This window comes from Sphingopyxis sp. (assembly GCF_036675685.1).
In the GTDB taxonomy this organism is placed as follows: Bacteria; Pseudomonadota; Alphaproteobacteria; order Sphingomonadales; family Sphingomonadaceae; genus Sphingopyxis.
The window spans coordinates 133,778-158,318 of record NZ_JAKFEM010000022.1 but is presented as its reverse complement, the minus strand read 5'-3'; the positions used below and the strand labels follow the sequence as shown (position 1 = coordinate 158,318).

Here is a 24,541-nt window from a genome sequence, read left to right as displayed (position 1 = left end):
AAAGCCCGCCCCTTGCGGCCTTCCCGGCCCGCCGCCTATGAGCGGGACATGACCAACCCGCCCGTCTCCGCCAGCCCGATCGATATGTTGACGGCGGACGTGGCCGGACATCGGCTGGAGGTCATCGTCGACGGCGACTTGCGGCTCGAGCGAATCCTTGCGCTGCTCGCCGGCGCGATCCGCTCCATCGACATGATCATGTATATTTTCAAGCATGACGAAGCCGGGACACGCATACTCGATGCAATGGCCGCGGCCGCCCGCCGCGGCGTTCGCGTTCGCGCGGTGATCGACAGTTTCGGATCGTCAGACATCTCCGACAGCATCTTTGGCCCGCTGCGCGAAGCCGGCGGCAGCGTCACTTTTTTTTCACGGCACTGGCGGTCGAGTTACCTGATCCGCAATCATCAGAAGCTGCTGCTGATCGACGAGACGGTCGCCGTCACCGGCGGCTTCAATGTCGCCGATCCCTATCTCAGCAGCGGTGGGGCGCGGTGCTGGTTCGATCTCGGGATCGTCGTTCGCGGGCCGTCGGTGGCACGGATGGTCGCCTGGTTCGAGGAAATCCACGACTATACCGTGAACCACGACGGCAAGCTGCTGATGCTCCGCCGCCTGATCCGCGAATGGCCGGTCGACGCGGGGCCGGTAACCTGGCTCGTCGGCGGCCCGACGCAACGCCTCTCTCCCTGGGCGCGCGCGGTACGAACCGATCTCGAAGGCGCGCGGCAACTCGACATGGCGATGGCCTATTTCTCGCCCGGCCAGGGCATGCTGCGACGCCTTGGCCGTGTCGCACGTGACGGGCGGGCACGGTTTATGATGGCGGCGAAGTCCGACAATGCGGCGACGATCGGCGCCTCGCGCCTGCTCTACGGCTATCTGCTACGAAAACGCGCGCAAATCTGGGAATATCTCCCGTGCCGGCTGCATATGAAGCTGATCGTCATCGACGATGTTGTCTATGTCGGCACCGCCAATTTCGACATGCGCAGCCTGTTCGTGAATGTCGAGGTGATGCTGCGCGTCGCCGACGCCGGTTTCGCGCAGCAGATGCGCGATTTCATCGCGGCGCAGCAAGGTGGTTGCGACGTCATCACGCCCAAGGTCCACAAGGCGCGCGCAGGCTGGCTGACACGGCTGCGCTGGACGCTCGCCTGGTTTGTCGTCGGCGTCGCCGACTATACAGTGTCGCGGCGGCTCAATTTCGGGCTCGCCGAAACCGACCCCGATACGGAAGTTTAGTCCTTCCAGCCCCAGAACAGGAAGCAGGGCGGGACATTGACCCATTCGAACGCATTGTCGATGCGATTGAAATGCGCGGCGAGGAAATCGCGCGCGCGGGCACGGAACTGATAAACCAGAAAAGCGCCGCCGGGACGAAGCACGCGGTGCGTAGCCGATGCGATCGCCGGGCCAACGCCGGCAGGAAGCGTCGAGAAAGGCAGGCCCGAGAGGACGTAATCGGCCTTTTCGAAACCGTGGGCGCGCACGATCTCCTCGACATCGGCCGCCGACCCGTGAACCGCGATGAAGCGGCTGTCGCGGATGTCCTTGCGCAGATAATCGATGAAATCCTCGTTGGTGTCGATCGCGATCAGCGTCGCGTCGCCCGACATGCGCTCGAGCACGGGGCGGCAAAAGGTGCCGACGCCGGGCCCATATTCGACGAACAGCCTGGTATTTTTCCAGTCGACGGGCCGCAGCATGTGGCGGATCAGCGTCGGCGAAGACGGAACGATCGATCCGACCATGACCGGGTGCTTGATGAAGCCGCGGACGAACATGCCCCACGGCCCGAAAAAGCGTTTGAGCCCGACGCGAATCCGGCGGGATAGCGGGACTTTAGATTCTTGGGCCTGCGCCCGCGGATTGGTCATGATGGCTTTCGCGTTGTTGCAGTCGCACAGGGCGTGGCAAAATCGACGCGATGGCGCAAGGAAAGAGTGGGTCTTGACTCTGGACAGGACCGTCGGCGCATGTAGGGAGAAGCAGGTTTCAGTTCGCCGATGGCGGAGCGAGGGGGGAGGACATGGCGACCATATCGCGCTCGATTCCTTCCGACCGCATGGCGGTGCTGTTCGCGGTGATGCTGGTCGCCGCCGCGGGAAACACCGCGATGCAGTCGATCCTGCCCGCAATCGGCGCCAAATTGCGCATCCCCGACGTCTGGGTCAGCCTCGCCTTCAGCTGGTCGGCGCTTTTGTGGGTGCTCACCGCCCCGCACTGGGCGCGCCAGTCGGACAAGCGCGGGCGCAAGGCGTTGATGGCGCTCGGCGTTATCGGCTTTCTTTCCTCAATGGCATTGTGCGGCCTCGTGCTGTGGTCGGGTCTCGAAGGCTGGCTCGCCGCCAGCACGACCTTCATTCTCTTCGCATTGTTCCGCAGCCTCTATGGCGGCCTGGGATCGGCGTCGCCGCCGGCGGTGCAGGCCTATGTCGCCGCGCGGACGGACCCCGAGGAGCGGACGCAGGCTTTGTCGCTCGTTTCCTCGTCTTTCGGGCTCGGAACCGTCATCGGCCCGGCGATTGCACCCTTTTTCATCCTGCCCTTCGTCGGCCTCGCCGGCCCGCTGCTCGTTTTCGCGTTGATCGGCCTCGCGGTGCTCGTGGCGCTGCGCTGGCGCCTGCCCGACGATGTCCCGCGCTTCGCGGCGCGCGGTGCGATCGTTTCCTACCCCACCACCGGCGCGTCGCCGCAGACCGCGGCCGACGAAGCCGAAGATCAGGTGCTCGACGAAAGTGTCGACACGCCGCCGCTGCGCTGGACCGACACGCGCGTGCGGCCCTGGCTGCTGGCGGGCCTGTTCGGCGGACAAGCACAGGCGATGATGCTCGGCGTCATCGGCTTCCTGATCCTCGACCGGCTCGGCCTGCGCCTCCGTCCCGACGAGGGCGCGGCGATCACCGGCATCGTCCTGATGGCCGGGGCGGTCGCAACCTTGCTCGCGCAGTGGGGACTGATCCCGATCCTCAAGCTGACCGCGCGAACCGCCGTGCTCACGGGCGCCGTGCTCGGTGCAATCGGGCTCGTGCTGATCGGCCTCTCATCCGATCTGCACGGTATCGTCATCGGCTTCGCCCTCGCCTCGCTGGGCTTCGGGCTGTTCCGGCCCGGTTTCACCGCCGGCGCATCGCTGTCGGTGCCGCGCCGCGACCAAGGCAGCGTCGCGGGCATGACCGCGTCGATCAACGGGTCGGCCTATATCGTATCGCCCGCGGTCGGCGTGCTGCTCTATAACTGGCACCCAATGGCCGCCTATGGCCTGATGGCGGGCTTCTGCGGCTGGCTGGTCCTGTGGGGCTGGTCCGCGCTTCGGCAGGACCAGCCCGCGACCTGATCCTATTCGCCCGCGTCGTGCTTCCGCTCGCGCACGGGCTTGAGCATACCGGGCGCGAAGAAACCGATCGGATCGACGCTCATGGCGTTCTGTTTGATCTCGCCCTGGATCTTTTCATAATCCTTTTCCATCGCCTCGGTGACCGAAGCACGCGTGTCTTTTAGCGCGGCTTCGAAATCCTCCATCGTCACCGTATCGCTATCGAGCGAGCGCTTGAGCGCGGCAAGCCCCGCGCGCCGCGTCAGATCCTCGAGGTCGGCGCCGGTGAAGCGATCCGACTTTTCCGCGAGTGCCGCGAGATCGACATCCTTCGCAAGCGGCATCTTGCCGGTCTGGATTTCGAGGATACGGCGGCGGCCTTCCTTGTCGGGGACGGCGACATAGATGAGCTCGTCGAGGCGCCCCGGACGCAGCAACGCCGGATCGATCAAATTCGGCCGGTTCGTCGCGCCGATCACCACCACCGACTGCATCTCCTCGATCCCGTCCATTTCGGCGAGGATCGTGTTGACGACGCGTTCGGTCACCTGGGGCTCACCCGACGTGCCGCTGCCGCGCGCGGGCACCAGACTGTCGAGTTCGTCGATGAAGACGATCGTCGGTGCAACCGCGCGCGCGCGGGCAAACAGGCGCGCAATCTGCTGCTCGCTCTCGCCATACCATTTGGAGAGCAGGTCCGACGATTTGATCGAAATGAAATTGGCGTCGGATTCGCGCGCCGCCGCCTTGGCCAGCAGGGTCTTGCCGGTCCCGGGTGGGCCATAGAGCAGGAAACCTTTCGCCGGACGGATGCCGAGCCGACGAAACGCCTCGGGATTCTTCAGCGGCAACTCGATCCCCTCGATCAGCTTGTCGCGCGCCGCATCGAGCCCGCCGATGTCGCTCCAGCGCGTCTTGGGCGCTTGCACCATCACTTCGCGCATCGCCGACGGCTGGACGCGCTTGAGCGCGTTGTTGAAGTCCTCGCGCGTCACACGCAGCTCGTCGAGCACTTCGGGCGGAATCGTCCCTTCTTCAAGGTTGAGCTTGGGCATGATGCGCCGCACCGCCTCGATCGCGGCTTCGCGGGTCAGCGCGGCCATGTCGGCGCCGACGAAACCGAAGGTCGTGCGCGCCAGTTCGGCGAGGTCGACGTCCTCCGCCAACGGCATGCCGCGCGTGTGGATGCCCAGTATCTCGCGCCGCCCGCTCTCGTCGGGAACGCCGATCACGATCTCGCGGTCGAAGCGGCCGGGCCGGCGGAGCGCCTCGTCGATCGCATCGGGGCGGTTGGTCGCCGCGATCACGACCAGGTTCGTCCGCGGCTCGAGCCCGTCCATCAGCGTCAAGAGCTGCGCGACCAGCCGCTTTTCGGCCTCGCCCATCACCTGCCCGCGCTTGGGCGCAATCGAATCGATCTCGTCGATGAACAGGATCGACGGCGCGGCCTTTGCGGCAGCCTCGAAAATATCGCGCAGCCGCTTTTCGGACTCGCCATAGGCCGACCCCATGATCTCGGGACCGTTGATCAGGAAGAATTGCGCTTCGCTTTCGTTCGCGACCGCGCGCGCCAGCCGCGTCTTGCCCGTTCCCGGCGGGCCGTGCAGCAGTACCCCGCGCGGCGGATCGACGCCGAGGCGGCGGAAGAGTTCGGGGTAACGCAGCGGCAGTTCGACCATCTCGCGCAGCTGGTCGATCGTCTCGCCCAAGCCGCCGAGATCGTCATAGGTGACATCGGTGCGGCGCGCGTCCTGCGGCTCCTGAAATTCGGGAAGCAGCTCGATCTCGGTATTCTCGTCGATGAAGACGACGCCCTTGGGCGCCGCGGAAACAACAATGAGGCGAACCTCGGCAAGCGCATAGGCGGGCGCATTGAGCATCTGGCGCAGTTGCGGCGGCATATCGCCCGACTCCAGCCGCTGCTGCCCCGCGGTCGCGACGGTATCGCCCGCGACGAGCGGGCGGCCGAAAAAGCTGCGCTTCAGCGCATTGGCCGAACCCTGCAGGCGCAGATTTTCCTGCGCCGGGGCGAACACGACGCGCGTCGCGGGGCGCGTTTCGACGCGGCTCAGCACCACCATGTCGCCCGCGCCCGCACCGGCATTGGCGCGCTGCAGGCCGTCGAGGCGGATGACTTCGAGCCCCTCGTCCTCGGCATAGGGCGCGACGACGCGCGATGCGGTCTGCCGCTTGCCGCTGATCTGGATAATATCGCCTTCGGTCACGCCAAGTTCGGCCATGGTAGAGCGCGGGATGCGTGCGATGCCGCCGCCGCTCTCCTCGGCGCGCGAATTCGCCACCTGCAGTTTCACCTGTTTTTCTTTTACCGCTGCGTCGGCCAATGCGCGTCTCCCTCAAAAAGGTCAGAATGCCGAAGATAGGGTGGTCGTTCCCGATTTGCGACCCCCCCCATCCTCCCTTGGGCTGCAACGACTTATGACGCACTGCACAAAATTCTGGCATGTCCCGCGGTGTCATGTCATCATCGCATCCGGATATGCCACGCCTTCCTCCCCTCAGCAGCATGGAAGCCTTTCTCGAGGTTGCCCGCCATGGCACGGTCAAGGCCGCCGCCATCGAACTCGGGCTGTCGATGCCCGCGCTGTCGCGCCGAATCCAGACGCTCGAACATGCCGTCGGGCGCCCACTCTTCAACCGGCACCATCATGGCCTCAGCCTGACCGAAGCCGGACGCGCGTTGCAGGAGCAATTGTCGCCGATTCTCGACGAGCTGCGTACCGCGATCGGCCAGGTCGGCAGCCCCGACGCGTCGCTCCGCCTCCACCTCAACGTCCTGCCGCTCTTTGCACAGCAACGCCTGTTCCCGCGCCTTCCCGAACTCCGGCGCAAGCATCCCGAACTGCATATCGACATCGACACCATGTCGCACGCCGAGGCGCGGCTGGGCGAAGGCATCGACGCGGCAATCGCGCTCGCCCGTTCGATCGACCCGGCGCTCTATGCCGCCCGGCTCGACCAGGACAAGGTGTTCCCCATTGCCTCGCGTACCCTCGCAGACGGCGACCGGGCGATTGCCGTGCCCGAGCAATTGCAGCGAATGACGGTCCTGCTCCACCGCGAGATGCCGGAGACTTTCAGCGAATGGAAGAAGGCGATCGGCATGCCCTATCTCGAGCCCGCGGGGATCGACTATTTCGATTCGGGGCCGCTGATGCTCGAGGCCGCGGCGCAGGGCATCGGCGTCGCCTTCATGCACGGCCATCATTTCGATGACGCACACGACCCGCGGCTCGTCCGCCTGTTCGATTTCGACGTCGACAGCCCATACAGCTATTGGTTCGTGTGCCGCCCGCGCGCATTGCGCCAGCCCGCGGTGAAGCTGTTTCATGACTGGCTGCTGGCGGCGAAAATCTGAGCAAGGCCCGTAGCCTGCGGGCAGCGCGGAGGCCCCGTCGGGCAAATCTTCATAAACGGAAAATGGTGCTGCTGGGGAGGATTGAACTCCCGACCTCGTCATTACCAATGACGCGCTCTACCACTGAGCTACAGCAGCAGCAAAAGCCCTCAAACGCCTGTTCGCTGGGCAGGCGCGGCCTATGGCGGGGCGCCCTTCGCCTGTCAAGGTGCGAGGCTTGACGATGTGGCGATTTCGCGGGCATGGGTCGCCTCGTGAGCAAGACGCCCTCTCCCGCCGACATCGAACGCGAACGCCGCCTGGCCGAAGCGCTGCGCGACAATCTGCGCAAGCGCAAGGCGCAGGCACGCGAGACGAAAACCGAAAATCCGGCTAAAGACTGACGGTTACTGTCACATCGTCGCCTTCGGCGAGCCCTTCCGCCTTTCGCACCGCCGCCTTTACGGGGAGCAGCCAGCCGCCGCTTTCCTTGTGCGGAAAGACAGAGGTTTTCCAGCGGGTTTTGCCGATGGTCGCCTCGACTCGTGCGGAGCCGAATCCCTTGCGGCCGTCGAGCCATTGCCCGCCGATCGCGGCGAGGCGAATCCCGTCTGCCTCGTCACCCGCGATCGTGACGAAGAACCAGGCGGCCGGCGCGGTCGCCGACTGCCAGCGCCACAGTGGCGTCGTGACCGTGAAATCTTCCAAAGCTATTTCGCAGCGACCGGGCGCACGGGCACTGGAATGTTACAGATGTCGGCGCCGCCGGCGGGCGTGATAAAGAAAGGATCGCGACGATTGGCCCGCGCATCGGCGTAACGCGCGAAGCTGTCGCTTTCGGTCGACAGATATTCGAAGCGCGGTTGCTCGACGGCGGGCAGTTCGCTGGCGATGCGGATCGAAGCGATGGGCACGCGCTCCGCTTCGGACTTATAGAAGCCGAGCGCCTCCGTCCCGCGCGGCAGGCTCGACAGATGCTCGATCCCGCTGATTACGCGGCCGATGAGCGCGATGTTGCGGTCGAGGTGACGCGGCGCGTGACCGATCACCGTGTAGAGTTCGGCCCCGCTGCCCGTGTCGGGCGACAGGTTGCGGCCAACGCCAACGGCGCCATAGCAATGAACCGGCCAAATCTCGGAGCCGCCCGCGATCGGCCAGCCGCTCACGAATCCCTGAATATCGGAGTATGCGTCGACCTTTTTACGCGTATCTGGAGTGTAGATGGCAAAGGGTTGTGATGCCCGCCACTGCTTCACGACCTGCTCTTTCCGCTTGCGGTTGGCGTGGAGCGTGTCGAGCATTGATGCGCTCGGGGCAGCGACATATTCACTTTCCGATACGGTAGCCAAACCCGCCGGCAATGGTTTCTTCTCGGTCGCGTCGCCCCATTGCACAACATAATTGTCCTGCACGCGGTTCACGCTCGTCCCGTCCCACCAATGCGCGGCGGCGAGCTTGCGGATGTTGCCGATCCAGCCTTGGCTGAACGGTGCCGGCATCAACTGGATGACGACGCGGCGTGCTTTGCCTTTGGCGTCGGGCGCGAGGTCCATCACCAGCAGGTCGGACGGCGCAATAGCGATCCAGTCGCTCGCGGGCGCAGTGGCCGCTATCTCGCCGGGCGACGGGATCGGCGCCGGCTCTCCGGCATAGACGGGAAGGACGAGCGACGCGGCCGCAACAGCCGTCAGGAACAGATGTTTCATCCGGCCTGTCTGCCACGCCCAATCGGCTTGCGAAAGCCCCGCCAAGCGATTAGGGCGCGCGTTCCAAGCATGCGGAGCGGTGGCCGAGTGGTCGAAGGCGCTCGCCTGGAAAGTGAGTATACGTCAAAAGCGTATCGAGGGTTCGAATCCCTCCCGCTCCGCCATTTTCACATCAAGCGAAGTGCAAGCGACGATATTTCCCGCGGAAATAGAGCAGCGGGTCGCGGTGCGGTTCGAACTGCGCGCGCACGACGCGGCCGACGAGAATATAATGGTCGCCCGCTTCGTGCACCGACTCGCGCTGGCATTCGAACGACACCAGCGAGCTCGCCAGCAACGGCACGCCGGTCTGCCCCGGCGCCCAGGGCAGGTTCGCGAACCGGTCCTCGCCGCGGGTCGCGAAGCGGTTCGATGCGGGCTGCTGGCCGATCTGCAGCACATTCACCCCGAAATGGGCCGCCTCGCGCAGCGCGGGCCCGGTTCCGGCCGAATTCGCGATGCACACCAGCAGGAGCGGCGGATCGAGCGATACCGAGGTGAAGCTGTTCGCGGTCAGCCCGACCGGCGTACCGACTGCATCGAGCGCGGTCACAATCGTGACGCCGGTGGCAAAACAGCCCATCGCGTCGCGCAGCGTCCGCGGGTCCGACCCGGCCTTGAACTCCATCGCCTCGCGCGGCTGGCGCCGTTCGAGGAATTCGAGGAGGTGGCCGAGCAAGGCTTCCATCCGGTCCGACGCGAGCGCGAGGTCGCTTTCTTCGATGTCGACATGTTCGCCGATCGGCAGCGCGGCGTTGAACGCGTCGCTGACGGCGCTGCACTGCGCCGGCGACAGGCCGCCGCGTACGACCAGCGTCGGCAATGCAAGCCGGGCCGCCGTGCCGCTTGCGACGGAATCGTCGTCCACCGGCATGTCGACGAGGACGAGCCCGGCGGCAAGATGCGCGCCGTCGGGCGCCAGCGCGCGCGTCGCGATCCGGCCGCCCCCGCGTGCCGCCACAACAACGGGGCGCGACCCCATCTGCGCGAGAACGAGGCGCAGATCCTCGATATGCGGGGCCAGCCCGTCTTCGGGCGTTTCCGCCGCGCCGGTTTCGCGCAGGTCGAGGTTCACGACGCGGCGCCCCGAAAGCACGAGCGCGTCGGCGACATCGCGCCAGGCGGCGCGGCCTTGACCGGCGTCGGGGATCAGCAGCACGGCGGGGTCGTTGTCGTCGCCCAGCACGTCGGCCGACAGAGGAACACCGCCGAAACCCTTATATTCGATGAGGCTCAAAAATCCCCCTTGCCGCGCCGGCAGGCTGACGCCGGCGGCATTCGATATGACCAAGCTCTGAAGAATCGGACCATATCGAAAGCGCGCGCGCCGCGCCAGCGTGCCGGGCGAATTCAGGCTCGCATCGATGCGAGCCGCTGGTCGACGATCGCATCGGCTTCGGCAATGATCCGGTCGATGAGCTGCTGGCAGGTCGGGATATCGTGGATCAGCCCCTGCACCATGCCCGCCCAGAACACGCCCTTGCCGAGGTCGCCGGTCTCGAGCAACTCGCGGCCGGCCTTGCCGTTCACCAGTTCAGCGACGTCGGCGAAAGTCGCGTCGGGCACCGCGAGGCGGCGCACCACCTCTTCGCTCACTGCACTTTTGCCGACGCGTGCGGTGTTCTTGAGGCTGCGGAAGATCAGGAAGCTGCCGCGCTCGTCATTGTCGACATAGGCCTGTTTCACATTGTCGTGGATCGGCGCCTCGACCGTAGCGCAGAAGCGCGTGCCCATGTTGATGCCTTCCGCCCCGAGCGACAGCGCCGCGACAAGGCCGCGGCCGTCGCCGAACCCGCCCGACGCGAGCATCGGGATCTTCACCCTGTCCGCCGCGGCGGGGATCAGGATTAGGCCGGGAATATCGTCCTCGCCCGGATGGCCCGCGCATTCGAACCCGTCGATCGAGATGATGTCGCAGCCCGCGCGCTCGGCCGACAGCGCGTGGCGGACCGCGGTGCATTTGTGCAGGATCGTGACGCCATGGGGCTTCAGCATCTCCCAGATCTCGCGCACCGCCTGCGTTCCCGCGGTCTCGACGATCTTCACGTCACCGTCGATGATCGCCTGCGCATAGGCTTTGTAATCGGGCGCGTTGATCGTCGGAAAGACGGTCATGTTCACGCCGAACGGCTTGTCGGTCATCGCGCGGCAACGCTCGATCTCGGCGCTCAAGGCTGCGGGCGATGGCTGGGTGAGCGCGGTCAATATGCCGAGGCCGCCGGCGTTCGACACGGCAGCGGCGAGTTCGGCATAGCCGACGCTCTGCATCCCGCCCTGGACGATCGGATGCTCGATACCCAGCATTTCGGTGATGCGTGTCCTGAAAGCCATTCCGATCTCTCCTGTACGGTGCTGCCCCTACGGCATCTTCGCTTCGATCCATGAAATAACTTGACGCTTACGTCAACGTCGGGTTGACTAGGAAAATAGTTAGTTAGCGAAGGGAATCGGGATGACGGCACGCGAAGGCATATCGGATCGGGCGCTGGCCATTGCCGCAAAGGTCGAAGCCTTCGTTCGCGAAACCGTCGTCCCCTTCGAGCGCGACCCGCGCCGCGACCATCATGGCGCGCCGACCGACGAGCTGGTGATGGAGATGCGCGGCCATGCGCGCGCCGCGGGCGTGCTGACCCCGCACATCCTGGGCGACGGCGATCACCTCAACCAGCGCGAGACCGCGGTTGTTCTGATCAAGAGCGGTTTGTCGCCGCTTGGCCCGCTCGCGTGCAACACGATGGCGCCCGACGAGGGCAACATGTATCTGCTCGGCAAGGAAGGCAGCGCCGACCTCAAGGAGCGCTTCCTGAAGCCGATGGTCGAGGGGCGTGTCCGCTCGGCCTTCTTCATGACCGAGCCTGCCGAGGATGGCGGCGCGGGATCGGACCCGTCGATGATGAAGACGACGTGCCATCTCGACGGCAATCACTGGGTCGTGAACGGCCGCAAGACCTTCATCACGGGGGCGCTCGGCGCGCGGGTCGGCATCGTGATGGCAAAGTCCGAACAGGGCGCGTGCATGTTCCTTGTCGACCTGCCCGACCCCGCGATCCGCATCGAGGATGTGCCGAACACGATCGACAGCTCGATGCCCGGCGGCCATGCGACGCTGACCATCGACAATCTGCGCGTGCCCGCCGACCAGATGCTGGGCGAAGCCGGTGAAGGTTTTCGTTACGCACAGGTGCGCCTCTCCCCTGCCCGCCTGTCGCACTGCATGCGCTGGCTCGGTGCGTGCATCCGCGCGCACGAGATCGCGACCGACTATGCGAACCGCCGCGAAGCGTTCGGCAAGCCGCTGATCGACCATGAGGGTGTCGGTTTCATGCTCGCCGAAAATATGATCGACCTGAAACAGGCCGAACTGATGATCGACTGGTGCGCGGGCGTGCTCGACACCGGCTCGCTCGGCACGGTCGAAAGCTCGATGGCGAAGGTCGCGGTGTCGGAGGCACTGATGCGGATCGCCGACCGCTGCGTTCAGGTGATGGGCGGCACCGGGGTCACCGACAAGACGATCGTCGAACAGGTGTTTCGCGAAGTTCGGGCCTTCCGCATCTACGACGGCCCGACCGAGGTCCACAAATGGAGCCTCGCCAAGAAGATCCGTCGCGACTGGAAGGCCGGGCTCGCCTGACACGTCCGTCAGTTGCGGCGCGAAAAGCGTAGCGGCAAAACACTTGACGTTTACGTCAACGTACGTTTCATTGGCCGCAACGAGATAATGGGAGAAGGACGGGTGAGCGCATGACCATCCTCTATGACGAAGGCCAGCAGGCGATCGCAACCGAGTCGCGGCGCGTTCTGGAGGCTCGGGTCGGCAAGGATGCACTGCTGCCGCTCCTCGAAATCGTCGGCGAATATCATCGCCCCTTCTGGGATACCGCCAGGGAACAGGGGTGGACCGCGCTTGCCCTTCCCGAAGCGGACGGCGGCCTGGGCCTCGGGTTGATCGAGCTGGGTCTGATCGCGCACCAGGCGGGCCGTAGCATCAGCGGCGCGCCGTTCCTGACAACGAGCTTTGGAGCCGCCAAGGCCGTCGAGCTTTTCGGGTCCGAGGCGCAAAAGTCGCGCTGGTTACCGGGACTGGCGAGCGGCGAGACCATCGGGGCGATCGCTTTTGCCGCTGGCGCCGACGCGCTTCCCCATCAACCCGATGTGACGATCACCAGCGACCGGCTCAACGGCACGGCGCGCGGCGTTTCCGCCGGCCTCGCCGCCGATGTGGCCGTCGTCTTTGCAAACGGCCCGGGTATGCCGGTGCTCGCGCTTGTCGATCTTGCCAAGGCTCGGCGGACCGCCGTCCCGAGCTTCGACAACAGCCGCCTGATTGCGGACCTCGATTTTACCGGCACGCCCGCCGAAACGTTGGCCGTCGGCAGCGCGGCGCGCGAGGCTGCGCTACACATATTGGCGCTACAGGCCGTCGTCACCGCGCACGAACAGACCGGCGGCGCCGAAGTTCTGATGGAAATCGCCCGCGACTATGCCCTCACCCGCCGCGCCTTTGGCCAGCCGATCGGCGCCTTCCAGTCGGTGAAGCATCGCATCGCCGAGCTCTATGGTCTTGTCGAACTGGCACGCGCGAACTGCATCCACGCCGCGGCGCGCGAAGGCGCCGCCGATTTTATCACCGCCGCGGCAGCCGCACGGCTGTCGGCGACCGAGGCCTATGACACCGCGGCACGCGATTGCATCCAGATCCATGGCGGTATCGGCGTGACATGGGAGATCGGCCTGCACCTCCACATGCGCCGCGCGCGCAGCCTCGCGATCGAACAGGGCAGCAGCCTGTTCTGGGAGGACATTCTTGTCGATCGACTTGCGGGAGAAGCGGCATGAGCGACCTCGATGCCTATCGCGCCAAGGCCGCTGCGTGGCTCCAGTCGATGGCGCCGACCTTTGGGCGCGAGGCGCGCAAGGGCCTGTCCGAAGCCGACGATCTCGCGCTCGGCCGCGGGTACCAGAAGGCGAAGTTCGACGCCGGCTATGCGGGGATCAACTGGCCGACCGAATATGGCGGCCAGGGGCTCGGCCATCTCGAAAAGGTCACTTTCGACGCCGAGGAAATGAAACACGGTTTCCCGAGCTTCTATTTCGGTATCTCGCTCGGCATGCCCGTGCCGGTGCTGATGCAGTTCGGCAGCGACAAGGATTTCGTCAAGGAACGGGTGCTGAAGGCGCTGCAAGGCGAAGAGATCTGGTGCCAGCTCTTTTCCGAACCGTCGGGCGGGTCGGACCTTGCGGGGCTGCGCACCAAGGCCGAGCCCGACGGCAACGGGTGGAAGATCAACGGACAGAAGGTGTGGACGAGCTGGGCGCATTACAGCGACTATGGCGTCATCGTCGTGCGCACCGACCCCAATGTCCCGAAGCATAAGGGGCTCACTTACTTTTGGGTCGACATGAAGGCCCCCGGCGTGACGGTGCGCCCGATCAAGCTTGCGGGCGGCGACAGCCACGTCAACGAAGTGTTCTTCGACGATGTGAAGATCACCGACGATCATCGCATGTCGCCGGTCGGCGGCGGCTTTGCGGTCGCGATCGCGACGCTGATGATCGAACGCTATGTCGCGACCGACAGTGCGGGTTTCGGTCCGCACCTCGACCTGTTCGTTGAACTGGCGAAGGATATCCGGTTGAACGGCCGCCCGGCGATCGAGGATGGCCGGATCCGGCAACAGATCGCGCGCAACCATGCGATGCGGTCGGGGCTCGATTCGATCAACGTGCGCGCCCGGCTGATGATGCAGGCGGGCATGATGCCCGGGCCCGAAGGCTCGCTCAACAAGCTGGTCGCGGTGCGCTCGCGCCAGAAATTGTCGGAACTTGCGATCGACCTTCAGGGCAGCGACGGTTTCCTCTTCGACGAACATGCCTCGCAAAAGGAGGATTGGGCGTCGAGCTGGATCAACGCGCCGACCGGCCGCATCGCGGGTGGCTCGGATGAAACATTGCTCAACACGATCGCAGAGAAGGTCCTCGGCCTGCCGCAGGATCATCGCCCCGACAAGGGCATCCCCTTCAACCAGATTCCGGCCTGAGGACGTGCGCCCATGAAAATCGATTCCACCATTGCAGCGGTCGTCACCGGCGGCGCGTCGGGTCTCGGCCGCGCGACCGCCGAAGCGCTGGCCGCATCGGGTGTGAAAGTCGCTATTTTCGATATCAACGACGCGCTTGGCGAAGAGGTCGCGGCATCGATCGGCGGGCTGTTCGTCCATGTCGACATTACCGACGAGCAGTCGGTTCTTGATGGTTACGCGACGGCGCGCGCCGCGCATGGGCAGGAGCGCGTGTGCGTCCATTGCGCGATGACCTCGCGCCGCGGCAAGACGCTCGCCTATGACAAGGAAACCGGCAAATTCCGGCGGACGTCGACCGAGGATTATGCCTATGGCGTCGCGGGCATATTGACTGCCAGTTATCGCATCGGATCGATCGCCGCCGAGGGCATGACCACGCTGCCCGAAATGGAAGACGGCGAGCGCGGCGCGATCATCTTTACCGCCTCGGTCGCGGCGCAGGACGCCCAGATCGGGCAGGTCATCTACGGCTCGGCCAAGGCCGGTGTGAACGGGCTCGTGCTTCCGATGGCGCGGGATTTGATGGACCTCGGCATTCGGGTCAATTCGATTATGCCCGGGGTGTTCGGCACGCCGCTGCTTGGCAATATGAACCCCAAGGTGAAGGAAAGCCTCGAAGCTTCGGTGCCCTTCCCCAAGCGGCTCGGCAAGGCCGAGGAATATGCGAGCCTCGCGATGGAAATGGTCCGCAACACCTATTTCAATGGCCAGGCGGTCCGCCTCGACGGCGCGATCAGGATGGCCCCCCGTTAAACTCCCCGCCAACTCGCTTTTCAATCAAACGACGATCCTCAAAGCTCTCCACGAAAGGATATTCACCATGGCCGAGGCCTATATCATCGACGCCGTTCGCACCCCGCGCGGGGTTGGCAAACCCGGCAAGGGCGCGTTGTCGCACCTACACCCGCAACACCTCGCCGCGACGGTGCTTGCCGCGATCCGCGACCGCAACAACCTCGACACCGCGACCGTCGATGACATCGTCTGGTCGACGTCCAGCCAGAACGGAAAGCAGGGCGGCGACCTCGGCCGCATGGCAGCGCTTTCGGCGGGTTATGACACCAAGGCGAGCGGGACGACGCTCGATCGTTTTTGTGGTGGCGGCATCAGTTCGGTGAATTTCGCGGCCGCCAGCGTGATGAGCGGCATGGAAGATTGCGTGATCGCGGGCGGCACCGAGATGATGAGCTACACCACGGCCTATGCCGCCGAACAGGCCAATGCGGGCCTGCCCCAGCGCCTGATGGGGTCGGGCCATGAAGTGCTCGACGAACTCCACCCGCAATCGCATCAGGGCGTGTGCGGTGATGCGATCGCGACGATCGAAGGGATCAGCCGCGAGGCGCTCGATGCACTCGCGCTCGTCAGCCAGCAGCGCGCCGATCGCGCGATCAAGGAAGGCCGTTTCAACAAATCGGTGGTGCCGGTCCTCAACACCGACGGCAGCGTCGCGCTCGACCATGAGGAGTTTCCGCGGCCCGAAACTACGGCCGAGGGTCTGGCGTCGCTGAAGCCCGCCTTCATCGGCCTCGCCGATTTCGACCTCGGCGGCGGCTTCACCTTCCGCAAGCAGGTCAACCGTCGCTATCCCGATGTCGAAATCCAGCATTTCCACCATGCCGGCAACTCGTCGGGCGTCGTCGATGGCGCGGCGGCGCTGCTGCTGACGTCGAAGGACTATGCCGACAAGCATGGCTTGAAGCCGCGCGCCCGCGTCGTCGCCTATGCCAATATCGGCGATGATCCGACGCTGATGCTCAATGCCCCGGTTCCGGCGGCGAAGAAGGTGCTCGAAAAGGCCGGCCTGAAGAAGGAAGACATCGACGTCTGGGAAATCAACGAGGCGTTTTCGGTCGTTGCCGAAAAATTCATCCGCGACCTCGATCTCGACCGCGAAAAGGTCAACATCAACGGCGGCGCGATGGCGCTCGGGCATCCGATCGGCGCGACGGGTTCGATCCTGATCGGCACCGCGCTCGACGAACTCGAACGGTCGGGCGGCCGTTATGGCCTCGTCACCATGTGCGCCGCCGGCGGCATGGCGCCCGCGATCATCATCGAACGTATCTGAGAGACTGGGAGAGTCACGTGACCGGGCCGCTGAAGGGTATCAGGATCATCGAATTTGCCGGGATCGGTCCCGGTCCCTTCTGCGGCATGATGCTCGCCGATCACGGCGCCGAGGTGATCCGCATCGACCGGCCGGGCGGGTTTATGGACCCGCGCGACCCGCTGAGCCGCAATCGCACGTCGATCGCGCTCGACATGAAGAACCCGGACGCGGTGCGGATCGCGCGCGAGCTTTGCAAGAGCGCCGACGGGATCATCGAGGGCTATCGGCCGGGGGTGATGGAGCGGCTCGGGCTTGGGCCCGAGGTGCTCCTCGCCGACAATCCGAAGCTCGTTTACGGGCGTATGACCGGCTGGGGGCAGTTCGGGCCTTATGCGCAGGCGGCGGGGCACGACATCAACTATATCTCGCTGTCGGGCGTGCTCCACGGCATCGGACGCGCGGGCGAAAAGCCCGTTCCGCCCGCCAATTATGTCGGCGATTTCGGCGGCGGCGGCATGATGCTCGCCTTTGGCATGTCGAGTGCCCTCGTCCACGCCGCGCGGACCGGCGAGGGCCAGGTGATCGATTGCGCGATGACCGACGGATCGGCGCTGCTCGCCGGCATGAGCTGGTGGTTCCATGCTGCCGGACGGCTCAAGGACGAAGCCGGCGTCAACATGCTCGACGGCGGCGCGCATTTCTATGACAGCTACGCCTGCGCCGACGGCAAGTTCATCTCGATCGGGTCGATCGAACCACAATTCTATGCGCTGCTGCGCGAGAAGACGGGGCTGGATGCAGATCCCGCCTTCGATGCGCAGATGGACCCGGCGCAATGGGGGCCGCTGAAGGAAAAGCTGACCGCGCTGTTCGCGACCAGGACGCGCGACCAATGGTGCGCGATCATGGAAATGACCGACGTCTGCTTCGCGCCTATCCTGTCGCTCGGCGAAGCCCCGCAGCATCCGCACAATGTCGCGCGCGAAACCTTTCTGACGATCGGCGGCGCGATCCAGCCGGCTCCGTCACCTCGCTACTCGGCGACGGTCAACGACACGCCGCGCCCGGCACCGGCCGTCGGCGCCGATGGCGACGCCGTGCTGGCCGGTCTTGGCTATGATGCGGGCAAGATCGCCGCTCTGCGCGAAGGCGGCGCGGTACGCTGATGGATCAATCGGCGCACGCGGTCATTGCTTCCCACAAGCCGCGCCCGCCGAAACCCGCAACCTGACGGCCGAGGCGCTGCGCCCAATGGGCGTCGTTCCCATGCTTACCGCGCCAGCGCATCAGCGGAATGGTGACGCGGTTGAGATCATATTCCCGGGTGAAGCCGATTGCGCCATGGACCTGATGCGCGATCGCGGTGACGATGCCGACGGCGCGATTGGCGCGCAGTTTCGCCGCCGCGATCTCGAAATCGGCAGCCGTCGGATCGAGCCCTGCGGCATCGAGCCGTGCCGCCAGCGCCGCTGCCGCCGCGTCGACTGCACGGACCTCGCATGCCATCACGGCGAGCGATTGTTGCACCGCCTGGAACTTGCCGAGCGGACGGCCGAATTGCTGGCGCGTGTTCACATGCTCGATCGACAGCGCAAGCGCTTGCCCCATCGCGCCCGCCATCAGGCTGACGGTCGCGGCGGCAAGGAGCGCTTCATTCGCATCGGGCAGCATCAATTCGGCAACCGGCAGGCCGGGCACCATTACCCCGGCAATCTGCAACACCGCGCTCAAATCGCCCCAATTGCCGCCGAAACCGCCTTCTTCTTCGGGCACCAGTAGAAGCGCGAAACCCGCCTCCTCGACGGGTTCGAGGCCCGCCGCAGCCGCTTCGGCAAAGACTGCCCGCGCGGTGTCACAGAGCATGTCGCGCGCGCCGCTCATCGCAGGCCCAATCCGCGCGCGATGATCCCGCGGATCACCTCGCGCGTCCCACCGCGCAGCGAGAAGCTGGGTGAGGCGATGAGTAGCGCGCGGAGCAGTCTTGCGAGATCGTCGGTGTCGTCCCAGTTGCAATCGACGATCGCCTGCACGCGGCGCGGCATATCCTGTTCAAAGGCATTGCCCAGCTCCTTGACCACCGACGCCTCGACCATCGGATCCTCACCCGCCGCGAGCTTTGCTGCGGTCGACATCGACAGCTGGCGCAGCGTCCACATCTCGGCGGTGAGTTCGCCAATCAACGTTGCGACCGCGGGGTCGGGATCGGAGCCCGCTGCATCGATCAAGGCGACCAGAAGCGCATGGCTCGACAGATAACGCTCAGGTCCCGACCGTTCGAGGCCGAGTTCGGCGGTGACCTGTTTCCACCCCTGCCCGCGCTCGCCGACCAGTGCACTGTGCGGTACCAGCGCATCATCGAAGAAGACCTCGTTGAAATCGTGATGGCCCGCCATGTCGATGATCGGGCGGATGGCGATACCGGGCGTGTCGAGGTCGATCAGCAACTGGCTGAGCCCCGCGTTGCGCTCGCTGCCCTCTTCGGTGCGGACGAGCGCGAGCATGATGTGCGAGAAATGCGCGCCCGTGGTCCAGATCTTCTGACCATTTACGCGCCAGCCATCGGGGGTTTCGCGCGCCGTTGTCCGGACCGCCGCGAGATCGGATCCGGCTCCCGGTTCGGACAGGCCGATGCACGCGTAGAGCTCGCCCTTCGCGATGCCGGGCAGGTATCGCTGCCGCTGCTCCTCACTGCCGTAACGCAGGATGAGCGGCCCCGTCTGGCGATCGGCGATCCAGTGCGCGCCGACCGGCGCTCCGGCTGCCAGCAGTTCCTCGATGACGACATAGCGTTCGAGCGGATGCCGGTCGCCGCCGCCGTAGCGGGCCGGTAATGTCATACCGATATATCCCGCCGATCCGAGCGCACGGCTGAAATCGGCGTCGAAACTCGCCCAGCAATTCGCCCGCGCGACGACATCTTTCATCGGCTGGTTCGCCGCAAGCCATGCCCGTAAATCGGTGCGCAGTGCGGCAATGTCGCCCGGTGGATCGAAAGGATAGAGCGCAAAGCCTTGCATGTCGCCACAGCCATGCAATAGCCTTGACCAAAGACAAAGGAATTTTGAGCATGGGCGGATTTTTGAGTGTCGAGCGACGGGGCAAGATCGCGATCCTGACGATGATCAAGCCCGAGAGCATGAATGCGATCGGCACCCACGAAGATTGCGAAGACATCATCGCGACGATGCGCGAGCTTGGCGACGACCGGAGCATCAGCGCCATCATCCTGACCGGCAGCGGCAAGGCGTTCAGCGCCGGCGGCAACCTCAAGGGCATGAAGGACCGCACCGGCATCGGCGTGCTCGACCAGCCCGATTCCACGCGCTCCAACTATCGTAAGGGCGTGCAGGCGGTGATCCGCGCGCTGATGGATTGTGAAATCCCGATGATCGCCGCGATCAACGGCCATGCCATCGGGCTTGGCTGCGACCTCGCCTGCACCTGCGACATCCGCATTGCCGCCGAGAGCGCGAAATTCGCGTGCAGCTTCGTCAAGGTCGGGATCGTCCCGGGCGACGGCGGGGCGTGGCTTCTCCAGAAAGTGCTCGGCTATCCGCGCGCCGCCGAACTTTTCCTGACCGGCGACCGTTTTGACGCGGCGCAGGCAAAGGAATATGGTCTGGTCACGGACGTCGTGCCCGACGCGGAACTTCTGGACCGCGCCATCGCGATTGCCGAGCGGATCGTGTGCAACCCGCCGCGCGCGCTGCGGCTGACCAAGCGATTGCTTCGCGAGGCACAGCACAGCCGGATGAGCGACATATTGGAGCTCAGCGCCGCCTATCAGGCGATCGTGCACGAGACGGCCGACAATCGCGAGGCGATCGACGCCTTTATCGAGAAGCGCCCGCCGGTGTTTACAGGAGAGTGACCATGATAGCCGAGCGAGTCCTGCCACTGGCCGGCATCCACAATTTCCGCGATTATGGCGGTTACGCCATTGAAGGCGGCGGACGGCTGCGCAGCGGCGTGTTGTGGCGTTCGGCGCATCATCAGGACGCGACGTCAGACGATCTGGACACGATCGACAATCTGGGAATCGAGACGATCGTCGACCTGCGCGGTGACGACGAACGCGAAGCGCACCCGTGCCGCCGGTCGGAGAATTTTTCGGCGCGCGTCCTGTTCGCCGATGGCAATACCGCGGGACTTGCGCCGCACCTGCAAGCCGCGGGCGGCACGATCGATAACGACACCGCGCGGTCGCGAATGGTCGATGTCTATGCCAGCATGCCCTATCGCCCCGTGCTGGTGAACACGTTGCGCCTCTATCTTTCGGCGCTCGCCGAATATGATGCGCCGAGCCTGGTGCACTGCGTCGCGGGCAAGGATCGCACCGGCTTTGCCGTTGCCGTCGTCCACCGTTTGCTCGGGGTGCATGAGGACGATCTGATGCACGACTATCTGCTCACCAACACCGCGGGCAAGATCGAGGAGCGCATCGCGCAGGGCGGCGACGTCATCCGCGCTCGCTATGGCGCCGAAATCCACGACGATGCGATCCGTACCTTGATGTCGGTCAACCCGATCTTCCTCGACGCCGCATTGGCAACGGTACGCCGCGACCATGGCGACGTGCCGACCTATGCCGAAGCGGTGCTGAACTTCACCCCTGACATGCGCGAGGCGTTGACCGACAGGCTGGTGGTATACTGAACACCTAGGTACTTCGTCGCCCCCGCGAAGGCGGGGGCCGCTGGCAACCTTGCGCAAAGCCGATCGCGGCCGCGTTCAGAGGCACGTGACTCTGATCGCCCTTCGCGGGGGCGACGTCTTTAGTTGCCCCGGACCAGCACTCCGCCCTTGACCACCGCATCGACACTTTCGAGCTGGCGCACATCGGCCAAGGGATCGCCGTCGACCGCAACGATGTCGGCATAGCGCCCCACCGCGATCGCCCCGACATCCTTTTCGCGGTCGAGCGCCTCGGCGGCGTTCTTCGTCGCCGCCTGGATCGCCTGCAGCGGGGTCATGCCATATTCGACCATGACGCGGAACTGCCTGCCGATCTGATCATGCGGCATCACGCCGGCGTCGGAGCCGAATACCATGCGCACCCCGGCCTTCACCGCTTTGCGGAAATTGTCGCGCTGGATCTGGGCGATCTCGCGATCCTTACGCAGATTATCCTCGAGCACGCCGTTCTTCGCGCCCTCGGCCTGCGTATATTCGGTGTTGTAAATATCCATAGAGAACCACACCGGCTGTTTGCGCGCCACAGCCATGCGAATGCCCTCGTCGTCGACCAGGCTCGCATGTTCGATCGTGTCGATTCCCGCGGCGATGGCGGCGCGGATGCCCGCCGCGCCGTGCGCGTGGGCGGCGACGCGAATGCCCCATTGGTGCGCCTCGTCGGCGATCGCCGCGAGTTCCCTTTCGGAGACCTGAAGCTGGCCGGGCTCGGTGTTGCGCGAAAAGACGCCGCCGGTCGCGCAGACCTTGATCACCTCAGCGCCATATTTGCGCTGGCGGCGGACCTGATAGCGCAGTTCCTCGGGCGTATCGCCGATGCCCTCTTCCTTGCCGTCCTTCTTCTCGAGGCTGGGCGGTAGGAAAGTGCTGTCGCAATGCCCGCCGGTCGCGCCGAGCGCATAACCCGCGGGAACGATGCGCGGACCCGTGGCATAGCCCGCGTCGATCGCCTGCTTGAGCCCGATGTCGTTGCGGTCGCTCGATCCGACGTTGCGCACGGTCGTAAAGCCCGCGCCGAGCATGTCGTTGGCATTCTTGACCGCGGTCATGCCCCAGAAGCTGTCGGTAAATTCGAGCCCGCGATAGCCGCCGATGTCGGCGGGACCGTCGAGGTGGACGTGCATGTCGATGAGGCCCGGAAGCAGCGTCTTGTCGCCAAGATCGATATGCTTGACCGCGCTGCCCCAACGCACCGTGCGCGCATCGGCGATGCTGGTGATGCGGCCGTCGGCGCCGATGAAGATCGCGGGATGGTCGACCGTCCTGCCGGACAGGACATCGATGTAGCGCGCGGCAGTGACGACGGTCTGACCGCTGCTGTTTTGCGCCTGGGCGGGGCCGATCGACGCCGTGAAAATCGCGGTCGCGCCGAACGCGATTCCCCGCAGAAAACTCCCGAACTTAACACTGGATTGCATATTCGACCCGTCTGTTGTTGTTGCCCATCGCGGTGATGGCAAATGCGGGCTTCGTAGGACAGCGGAAAATTGGTCGGACCGCAGTCTCGTACATTCGGGACCGGCGCGTCGGAGCAACAGATCGCCCCAAACTAGGATTGATTGCGGAAAATCAGACCGTCTTGCGGCCGAAACCGCCGGGGCGCGGCGTGAATGGCTGCAGGTCCGAAAATGCCGGATCGGCCGACGGGTCGGCCGCGGGCGTACCCTCCTCTCCGGCATCGCGCTTGCGCATATAGTTTGCAAAGACCTCATCGGCATCGAACGCCGGTGCATCGGAGACTTCGCCCGGTTTCAGGTTGGCGCCGGGCACGCGGTTGACACCCGTCGCGACGCGCAGCAGCTTGATGATGAGCGGCAGCGCCAACAGCAGGCCAACGATCGAAAGGCCGATCACCGTCGGGCCGAGGCCGATAAAGGCGACGCCCTCGGCCGTTCCGCCGCCGACGCCGACAAAATGACGAAGCAGCCATCCGATATAGACGAGCGGAATGATCCCGCCGATCACGCCAAGCACCTTGCCTAGGGAAAAGTTCATCCTGAAAGCCCCCATTGTTCAGGAGGCCGCGATAGCAGCGAGAGTTTACGATTCCCTTAGTGCGGCGGGGCGCGGTTCATCCCGTGCCCCGGCCCACCACGCCCCGAGCAGCGCAAAGGCCGCGCCGAGCATCGTGCCGCCCAAGATGTCGCTCGCCCAATGGACGCCGAGCATGATGCGCGAAAAACCATTGAGCACGATCATCGCGCCCGCGAGGCTCCACGCCGCGCGGCGCCAGCGCGGCGGCGCGAGCCAGGCGAGCAGCAGGTAGACGACCGCGGCGTTCGTCGCATGGCCGCTGGGGTAAGAGGCGTTAGTCACATGGTCGAGATGCTCGATGACGTCGGGCCGCACACGGCCGAAGGCGATCTTGAGCCCGGTCGAGGCGAGGTTCGACAGCAGCGACGCGCCGCCCAGCGCGATGGCGCAGCGCGGCCCGCACCAGCGCCAGACGAGCGCGCAGAGCAGGATGACGATGATCCAGCGCGGCGTGCCGCCACCAATCCAGCTCGCCCATTGCATGAAGGCGATGAAGGCGGGGCTGGTTTCGCCGACGTGCAGCACCAGTCCATTCGAGACGCGCAGATCGATGGCCTGCGTCCATCCCGCACCGACCGCGAGGCCAAGCAATACCGTCGCGAGGATCAGCCCCGCGGCGGCTATGAGCAGGCGCCGCGCCATCAGCCGCTAGTCTGTTCGATCTCGATCATGCCGACAATGATGCAGTCATTGGGATCGGTGGTATTGTGCAGCGCGGTTTCGCGTTCTCGGACGGTTACCTTGCCGCTGCTCCAAGGATCGCCGCAGCCGCCAGTAACTTCCAACGAATAAGTGCCGGGCGGGAGCTTCTTGATCTTGTATCGCCCGTCTCTCTTCACCTTGCCGCGATATACCCGTCCGCCGTCGCCCTTGGCCGTGACCGTCAGATTGAAGGGCCAGCTGGTGTCGACCATGCCCGAAATCTCGCCGCGCGGTTCCTTTTCCCTGGCGGCCGCGTGTCCGCCCATCATGAACATCGCGGCCGACGCGCCGACGGCGAGCACCATTCGCCGGGCATTCCCCACGGGATGCGGTTTCAGCCGTACCGCGCCTTCGGCGTCGAGCCGTGCACGAACGCAAATCCGGTCGCCCGCGCGCAGCAGCGCCTCCGCCTGATACACATCATATTCGGACAGGTCGAAGATCGTCGTGTCGCAGCGGCCGCAGATGCGATTGCAGCCGGCCCGCGTCATCGCTTCCCATTTTTCGCTGCAGGGCTCGGGAAAGGTAACTCGCAGGTCCTTCATCGCATTCCTCCCC

Annotated in this window: 24 protein-coding genes and 2 tRNA genes; 13 read left to right on the top strand and 13 right to left on the bottom strand. The window is 65.1% G+C overall.

Going from position 1 to position 24,541, the window contains the following annotated elements; all coding sequences use genetic code 11:
* Positions 1–48 precede the first annotated feature (48 nt).
* Positions 49–1,245 (top strand): phospholipase D-like domain-containing protein, encoded by a 1,197-nt coding sequence (locus V6M50_RS10125; protein WP_332818437.1) that lies wholly within the window; start codon positions 49–51, stop codon positions 1,243–1,245.
* On the opposite strand, the gene V6M50_RS10120 is transcribed toward V6M50_RS10125, so the two are convergent.
* Positions 1,242–1,880: a class I SAM-dependent methyltransferase gene (locus tag V6M50_RS10120; RefSeq protein ID WP_332818436.1), complete on the bottom strand. Its 639-nt coding sequence runs from the start codon at positions 1,878–1,880 to the stop codon at positions 1,242–1,244. The genes V6M50_RS10125 and V6M50_RS10120 overlap by 4 nt on opposite strands.
* 152 nt (positions 1,881–2,032) lie before the next feature.
* Here V6M50_RS10120 and V6M50_RS10115 point away from each other — a divergent pair, with 152 nt between their 5' ends.
* On the top strand, positions 2,033–3,340 hold the full coding sequence (locus V6M50_RS10115; RefSeq protein ID WP_332818435.1) for an MFS transporter: 1,308 nt from the start codon (positions 2,033–2,035) through the stop codon (positions 3,338–3,340).
* A gap of 2 nt (positions 3,341–3,342) precedes the next feature.
* Here V6M50_RS10115 and V6M50_RS10110 read toward each other — a convergent pair whose 3' ends face one another.
* Positions 3,343–5,661 carry a CDC48 family AAA ATPase gene (locus tag V6M50_RS10110; RefSeq protein ID WP_332818434.1) on the bottom strand — a complete coding sequence of 773 codons (2,319 nt, stop codon included), beginning with the start codon at positions 5,659–5,661 and terminating at the stop codon, positions 3,343–3,345.
* Positions 5,662–5,816: 155 nt separating this feature from the next.
* Here V6M50_RS10110 and V6M50_RS10105 point away from each other — a divergent pair, with 155 nt between their 5' ends.
* Complete coding sequence (locus V6M50_RS10105; RefSeq protein ID WP_332818433.1) at positions 5,817–6,695, top strand: LysR substrate-binding domain-containing protein; 879 nt, start codon at positions 5,817–5,819, stop codon at positions 6,693–6,695.
* 63 nt (positions 6,696–6,758) lie between these two features.
* Here V6M50_RS10105 and V6M50_RS10100 read toward each other — a convergent pair.
* A tRNA-Thr gene (locus V6M50_RS10100) sits at positions 6,759–6,833 on the bottom strand.
* 104 nt (positions 6,834–6,937) lie between these two features.
* Here V6M50_RS10100 and V6M50_RS10095 point away from each other — a divergent pair.
* Positions 6,938–7,078, top strand: coding sequence for a hypothetical protein (locus V6M50_RS10095; RefSeq protein WP_332818432.1), 141 nt, complete (start codon positions 6,938–6,940; stop codon positions 7,076–7,078).
* Here V6M50_RS10095 and V6M50_RS10090 read toward each other — a convergent pair.
* Together V6M50_RS10090 and V6M50_RS10085 are read right to left on the bottom strand one after the other, a co-directional pair.
* Positions 7,068–7,382 carry a DUF1905 domain-containing protein gene (locus V6M50_RS10090; protein WP_332818431.1) on the bottom strand — a complete coding sequence of 105 codons (315 nt, stop codon included), beginning with the start codon at positions 7,380–7,382 and terminating at the stop codon, positions 7,068–7,070. The two genes, V6M50_RS10095 and V6M50_RS10090, sit on opposite strands and share 11 nt — an antisense overlap.
* A 2-nt stretch (positions 7,383–7,384) precedes the next feature.
* Positions 7,385–8,380, bottom strand: a complete 996-nt coding sequence (locus V6M50_RS10085; protein WP_332818430.1) for a peptidylprolyl isomerase — start codon at positions 8,378–8,380, stop codon at positions 7,385–7,387.
* A gap of 73 nt (positions 8,381–8,453) precedes the next feature.
* Between V6M50_RS10085 and V6M50_RS10080 the strand changes: the two genes are divergently transcribed.
* Positions 8,454–8,544 (top strand) — tRNA-Ser (locus V6M50_RS10080).
* A gap of 8 nt (positions 8,545–8,552) precedes the next feature.
* Here the strand turns inward: V6M50_RS10080 and V6M50_RS10075 are convergent.
* Complete coding sequence (locus V6M50_RS10075; protein WP_332818429.1) at positions 8,553–9,656, bottom strand: flavin reductase; 1,104 nt, start codon at positions 9,654–9,656, stop codon at positions 8,553–8,555.
* 113 nt (positions 9,657–9,769) lie between these two features.
* Entirely contained in the window at positions 9,770–10,750 is a 981-nt protein-coding gene (locus V6M50_RS10070; protein WP_332818428.1) for an NAD(P)H-dependent flavin oxidoreductase, read from the bottom strand.
* 121 nt (positions 10,751–10,871) lie between these two features.
* Between V6M50_RS10070 and V6M50_RS10065 the strand changes: the two genes are divergently transcribed.
* The 6 genes from V6M50_RS10065 (at position 10,872) to V6M50_RS10040 (ending at position 17,721) form a co-directional block, all read left to right on the top strand.
* Positions 10,872–12,053, top strand: coding sequence for an acyl-CoA dehydrogenase family protein (locus tag V6M50_RS10065; RefSeq protein ID WP_332818427.1), 1,182 nt, complete (start codon positions 10,872–10,874; stop codon positions 12,051–12,053).
* 110 nt (positions 12,054–12,163) lie between these two features.
* Positions 12,164–13,258 (top strand): acyl-CoA dehydrogenase family protein, encoded by a 1,095-nt coding sequence (locus V6M50_RS10060; RefSeq protein WP_332818426.1) that lies wholly within the window; start codon positions 12,164–12,166, stop codon positions 13,256–13,258.
* Positions 13,255–14,460 carry an acyl-CoA dehydrogenase family protein gene (locus tag V6M50_RS10055; RefSeq protein ID WP_332818425.1) on the top strand — a complete coding sequence of 402 codons (1,206 nt, stop codon included), beginning with the start codon at positions 13,255–13,257 and terminating at the stop codon, positions 14,458–14,460. The genes V6M50_RS10060 and V6M50_RS10055 overlap by 4 nt, the downstream gene beginning before the upstream one ends.
* Positions 14,461–14,472: 12 nt before the next feature.
* Positions 14,473–15,255: an SDR family NAD(P)-dependent oxidoreductase gene (locus tag V6M50_RS10050; RefSeq protein ID WP_332818424.1), complete on the top strand. Its 783-nt coding sequence runs from the start codon at positions 14,473–14,475 to the stop codon at positions 15,253–15,255.
* Between the two features lie 67 nt (positions 15,256–15,322).
* Entirely contained in the window at positions 15,323–16,573 is a 1,251-nt protein-coding gene (locus tag V6M50_RS10045; RefSeq protein WP_332818423.1) for an acetyl-CoA C-acetyltransferase, read from the top strand.
* 17 nt (positions 16,574–16,590) lie between these two features.
* Positions 16,591–17,721 carry a CaiB/BaiF CoA transferase family protein gene (locus V6M50_RS10040; protein ID WP_332818422.1) on the top strand — a complete coding sequence of 377 codons (1,131 nt, stop codon included), beginning with the start codon at positions 16,591–16,593 and terminating at the stop codon, positions 17,719–17,721.
* A 4-nt stretch (positions 17,722–17,725) separates the two neighbouring features.
* Here V6M50_RS10040 and V6M50_RS10035 read toward each other — a convergent pair whose 3' ends face one another.
* Complete coding sequence (locus tag V6M50_RS10035) at positions 17,726–18,436, bottom strand: acyl-CoA dehydrogenase family protein (RefSeq protein WP_332818421.1); 711 nt, start codon at positions 18,434–18,436, stop codon at positions 17,726–17,728.
* Positions 18,433–19,572, bottom strand: coding sequence for an acyl-CoA dehydrogenase family protein (locus V6M50_RS10030; RefSeq protein ID WP_332818420.1), 1,140 nt, complete (start codon positions 19,570–19,572; stop codon positions 18,433–18,435). Before V6M50_RS10030 ends, V6M50_RS10035 begins: the two co-directional genes overlap by 4 nt.
* Positions 19,573–19,622: 50 nt before the next feature.
* On the opposite strand from V6M50_RS10030, the gene V6M50_RS10025 reads away from it, so the two are divergent.
* Together V6M50_RS10025 and V6M50_RS10020 are read left to right on the top strand one after the other, a co-directional pair.
* The gene (locus tag V6M50_RS10025; protein ID WP_332818419.1) at positions 19,623–20,426 is read left to right on the top strand and encodes a crotonase/enoyl-CoA hydratase family protein; all 804 of its coding nucleotides are present in this window, start codon (positions 19,623–19,625) and stop codon (positions 20,424–20,426) included.
* Positions 20,427–20,428: 2 nt separating this feature from the next.
* On the top strand, positions 20,429–21,211 hold the full coding sequence (locus V6M50_RS10020) for a tyrosine-protein phosphatase (protein WP_332818418.1): 783 nt from the start codon (positions 20,429–20,431) through the stop codon (positions 21,209–21,211).
* Between the two features lie 119 nt (positions 21,212–21,330).
* Here the strand turns inward: V6M50_RS10020 and V6M50_RS10015 are convergent, their stop codons facing one another.
* The 4 genes from V6M50_RS10015 to V6M50_RS10000 form a co-directional block, all read right to left on the bottom strand.
* The gene (locus tag V6M50_RS10015; protein ID WP_332818417.1) at positions 21,331–22,665 is read right to left on the bottom strand and encodes a Xaa-Pro dipeptidase; all 1,335 of its coding nucleotides are present in this window, start codon (positions 22,663–22,665) and stop codon (positions 21,331–21,333) included.
* Positions 22,666–22,816: 151 nt separating this feature from the next.
* Positions 22,817–23,242 carry a hypothetical protein gene (locus tag V6M50_RS10010; protein WP_332818416.1) on the bottom strand — a complete coding sequence of 142 codons (426 nt, stop codon included), beginning with the start codon at positions 23,240–23,242 and terminating at the stop codon, positions 22,817–22,819.
* A gap of 45 nt (positions 23,243–23,287) precedes the next feature.
* Positions 23,288–23,923 (bottom strand): phosphatase PAP2 family protein, encoded by a 636-nt coding sequence (locus V6M50_RS10005; protein WP_332818415.1) that lies wholly within the window; start codon positions 23,921–23,923, stop codon positions 23,288–23,290.
* A complete protein-coding gene (locus V6M50_RS10000; RefSeq protein WP_332818414.1) occupies positions 23,923–24,528 on the bottom strand; it encodes a carboxypeptidase-like regulatory domain-containing protein in 606 nt (201 codons plus the stop codon). The genes V6M50_RS10005 and V6M50_RS10000 overlap by 1 nt, the downstream gene beginning before the upstream one ends.
* Positions 24,529–24,541: the final 13 nt, after the last annotated feature.

Coding starts and splice junctions, on each gene's coding strand:
- V6M50_RS10035 (WP_332818421.1), bottom strand. CDS start 18,436: ATGAGCGGCGCGCGCGACATGCTCTGTGACACCGCGCGGGCAGTCTTT.
- V6M50_RS10045 (WP_332818423.1), top strand. CDS start 15,323: ATGGCCGAGGCCTATATCATCGACGCCGTTCGCACCCCGCGCGGGGTT.
- V6M50_RS10055 (WP_332818425.1), top strand. CDS start 13,255: ATGAGCGACCTCGATGCCTATCGCGCCAAGGCCGCTGCGTGGCTCCAG.
- V6M50_RS10005 (WP_332818415.1), bottom strand. CDS start 23,923: ATGGCGCGGCGCCTGCTCATAGCCGCCGCGGGGCTGATCCTCGCGACG.
- V6M50_RS10025 (WP_332818419.1), top strand. CDS start 19,623: ATGGGCGGATTTTTGAGTGTCGAGCGACGGGGCAAGATCGCGATCCTG.
- V6M50_RS10120 (WP_332818436.1), bottom strand. CDS start 1,880: ATGACCAATCCGCGGGCGCAGGCCCAAGAATCTAAAGTCCCGCTATCC.
- V6M50_RS10015 (WP_332818417.1), bottom strand. CDS start 22,665: ATGCAATCCAGTGTTAAGTTCGGGAGTTTTCTGCGGGGAATCGCGTTC.
- V6M50_RS10115 (WP_332818435.1), top strand. CDS start 2,033: ATGGCGACCATATCGCGCTCGATTCCTTCCGACCGCATGGCGGTGCTG.
- V6M50_RS10125 (WP_332818437.1), top strand. CDS start 49: ATGACCAACCCGCCCGTCTCCGCCAGCCCGATCGATATGTTGACGGCG.
- V6M50_RS10105 (WP_332818433.1), top strand. CDS start 5,817: ATGCCACGCCTTCCTCCCCTCAGCAGCATGGAAGCCTTTCTCGAGGTT.
- V6M50_RS10020 (WP_332818418.1), top strand. CDS start 20,429: ATGATAGCCGAGCGAGTCCTGCCACTGGCCGGCATCCACAATTTCCGC.
- V6M50_RS10095 (WP_332818432.1), top strand. CDS start 6,938: ATGGGTCGCCTCGTGAGCAAGACGCCCTCTCCCGCCGACATCGAACGC.
- V6M50_RS10060 (WP_332818426.1), top strand. CDS start 12,164: ATGACCATCCTCTATGACGAAGGCCAGCAGGCGATCGCAACCGAGTCG.
- V6M50_RS10050 (WP_332818424.1), top strand. CDS start 14,473: ATGAAAATCGATTCCACCATTGCAGCGGTCGTCACCGGCGGCGCGTCG.
- V6M50_RS10065 (WP_332818427.1), top strand. CDS start 10,872: ATGACGGCACGCGAAGGCATATCGGATCGGGCGCTGGCCATTGCCGCA.
- V6M50_RS10030 (WP_332818420.1), bottom strand. CDS start 19,572: ATGCAAGGCTTTGCGCTCTATCCTTTCGATCCACCGGGCGACATTGCC.
- V6M50_RS10085 (WP_332818430.1), bottom strand. CDS start 8,380: ATGAAACATCTGTTCCTGACGGCTGTTGCGGCCGCGTCGCTCGTCCTT.
- V6M50_RS10070 (WP_332818428.1), bottom strand. CDS start 10,750: ATGGCTTTCAGGACACGCATCACCGAAATGCTGGGTATCGAGCATCCG.
- V6M50_RS10000 (WP_332818414.1), bottom strand. CDS start 24,528: ATGAAGGACCTGCGAGTTACCTTTCCCGAGCCCTGCAGCGAAAAATGG.
- V6M50_RS10010 (WP_332818416.1), bottom strand. CDS start 23,242: ATGAACTTTTCCCTAGGCAAGGTGCTTGGCGTGATCGGCGGGATCATT.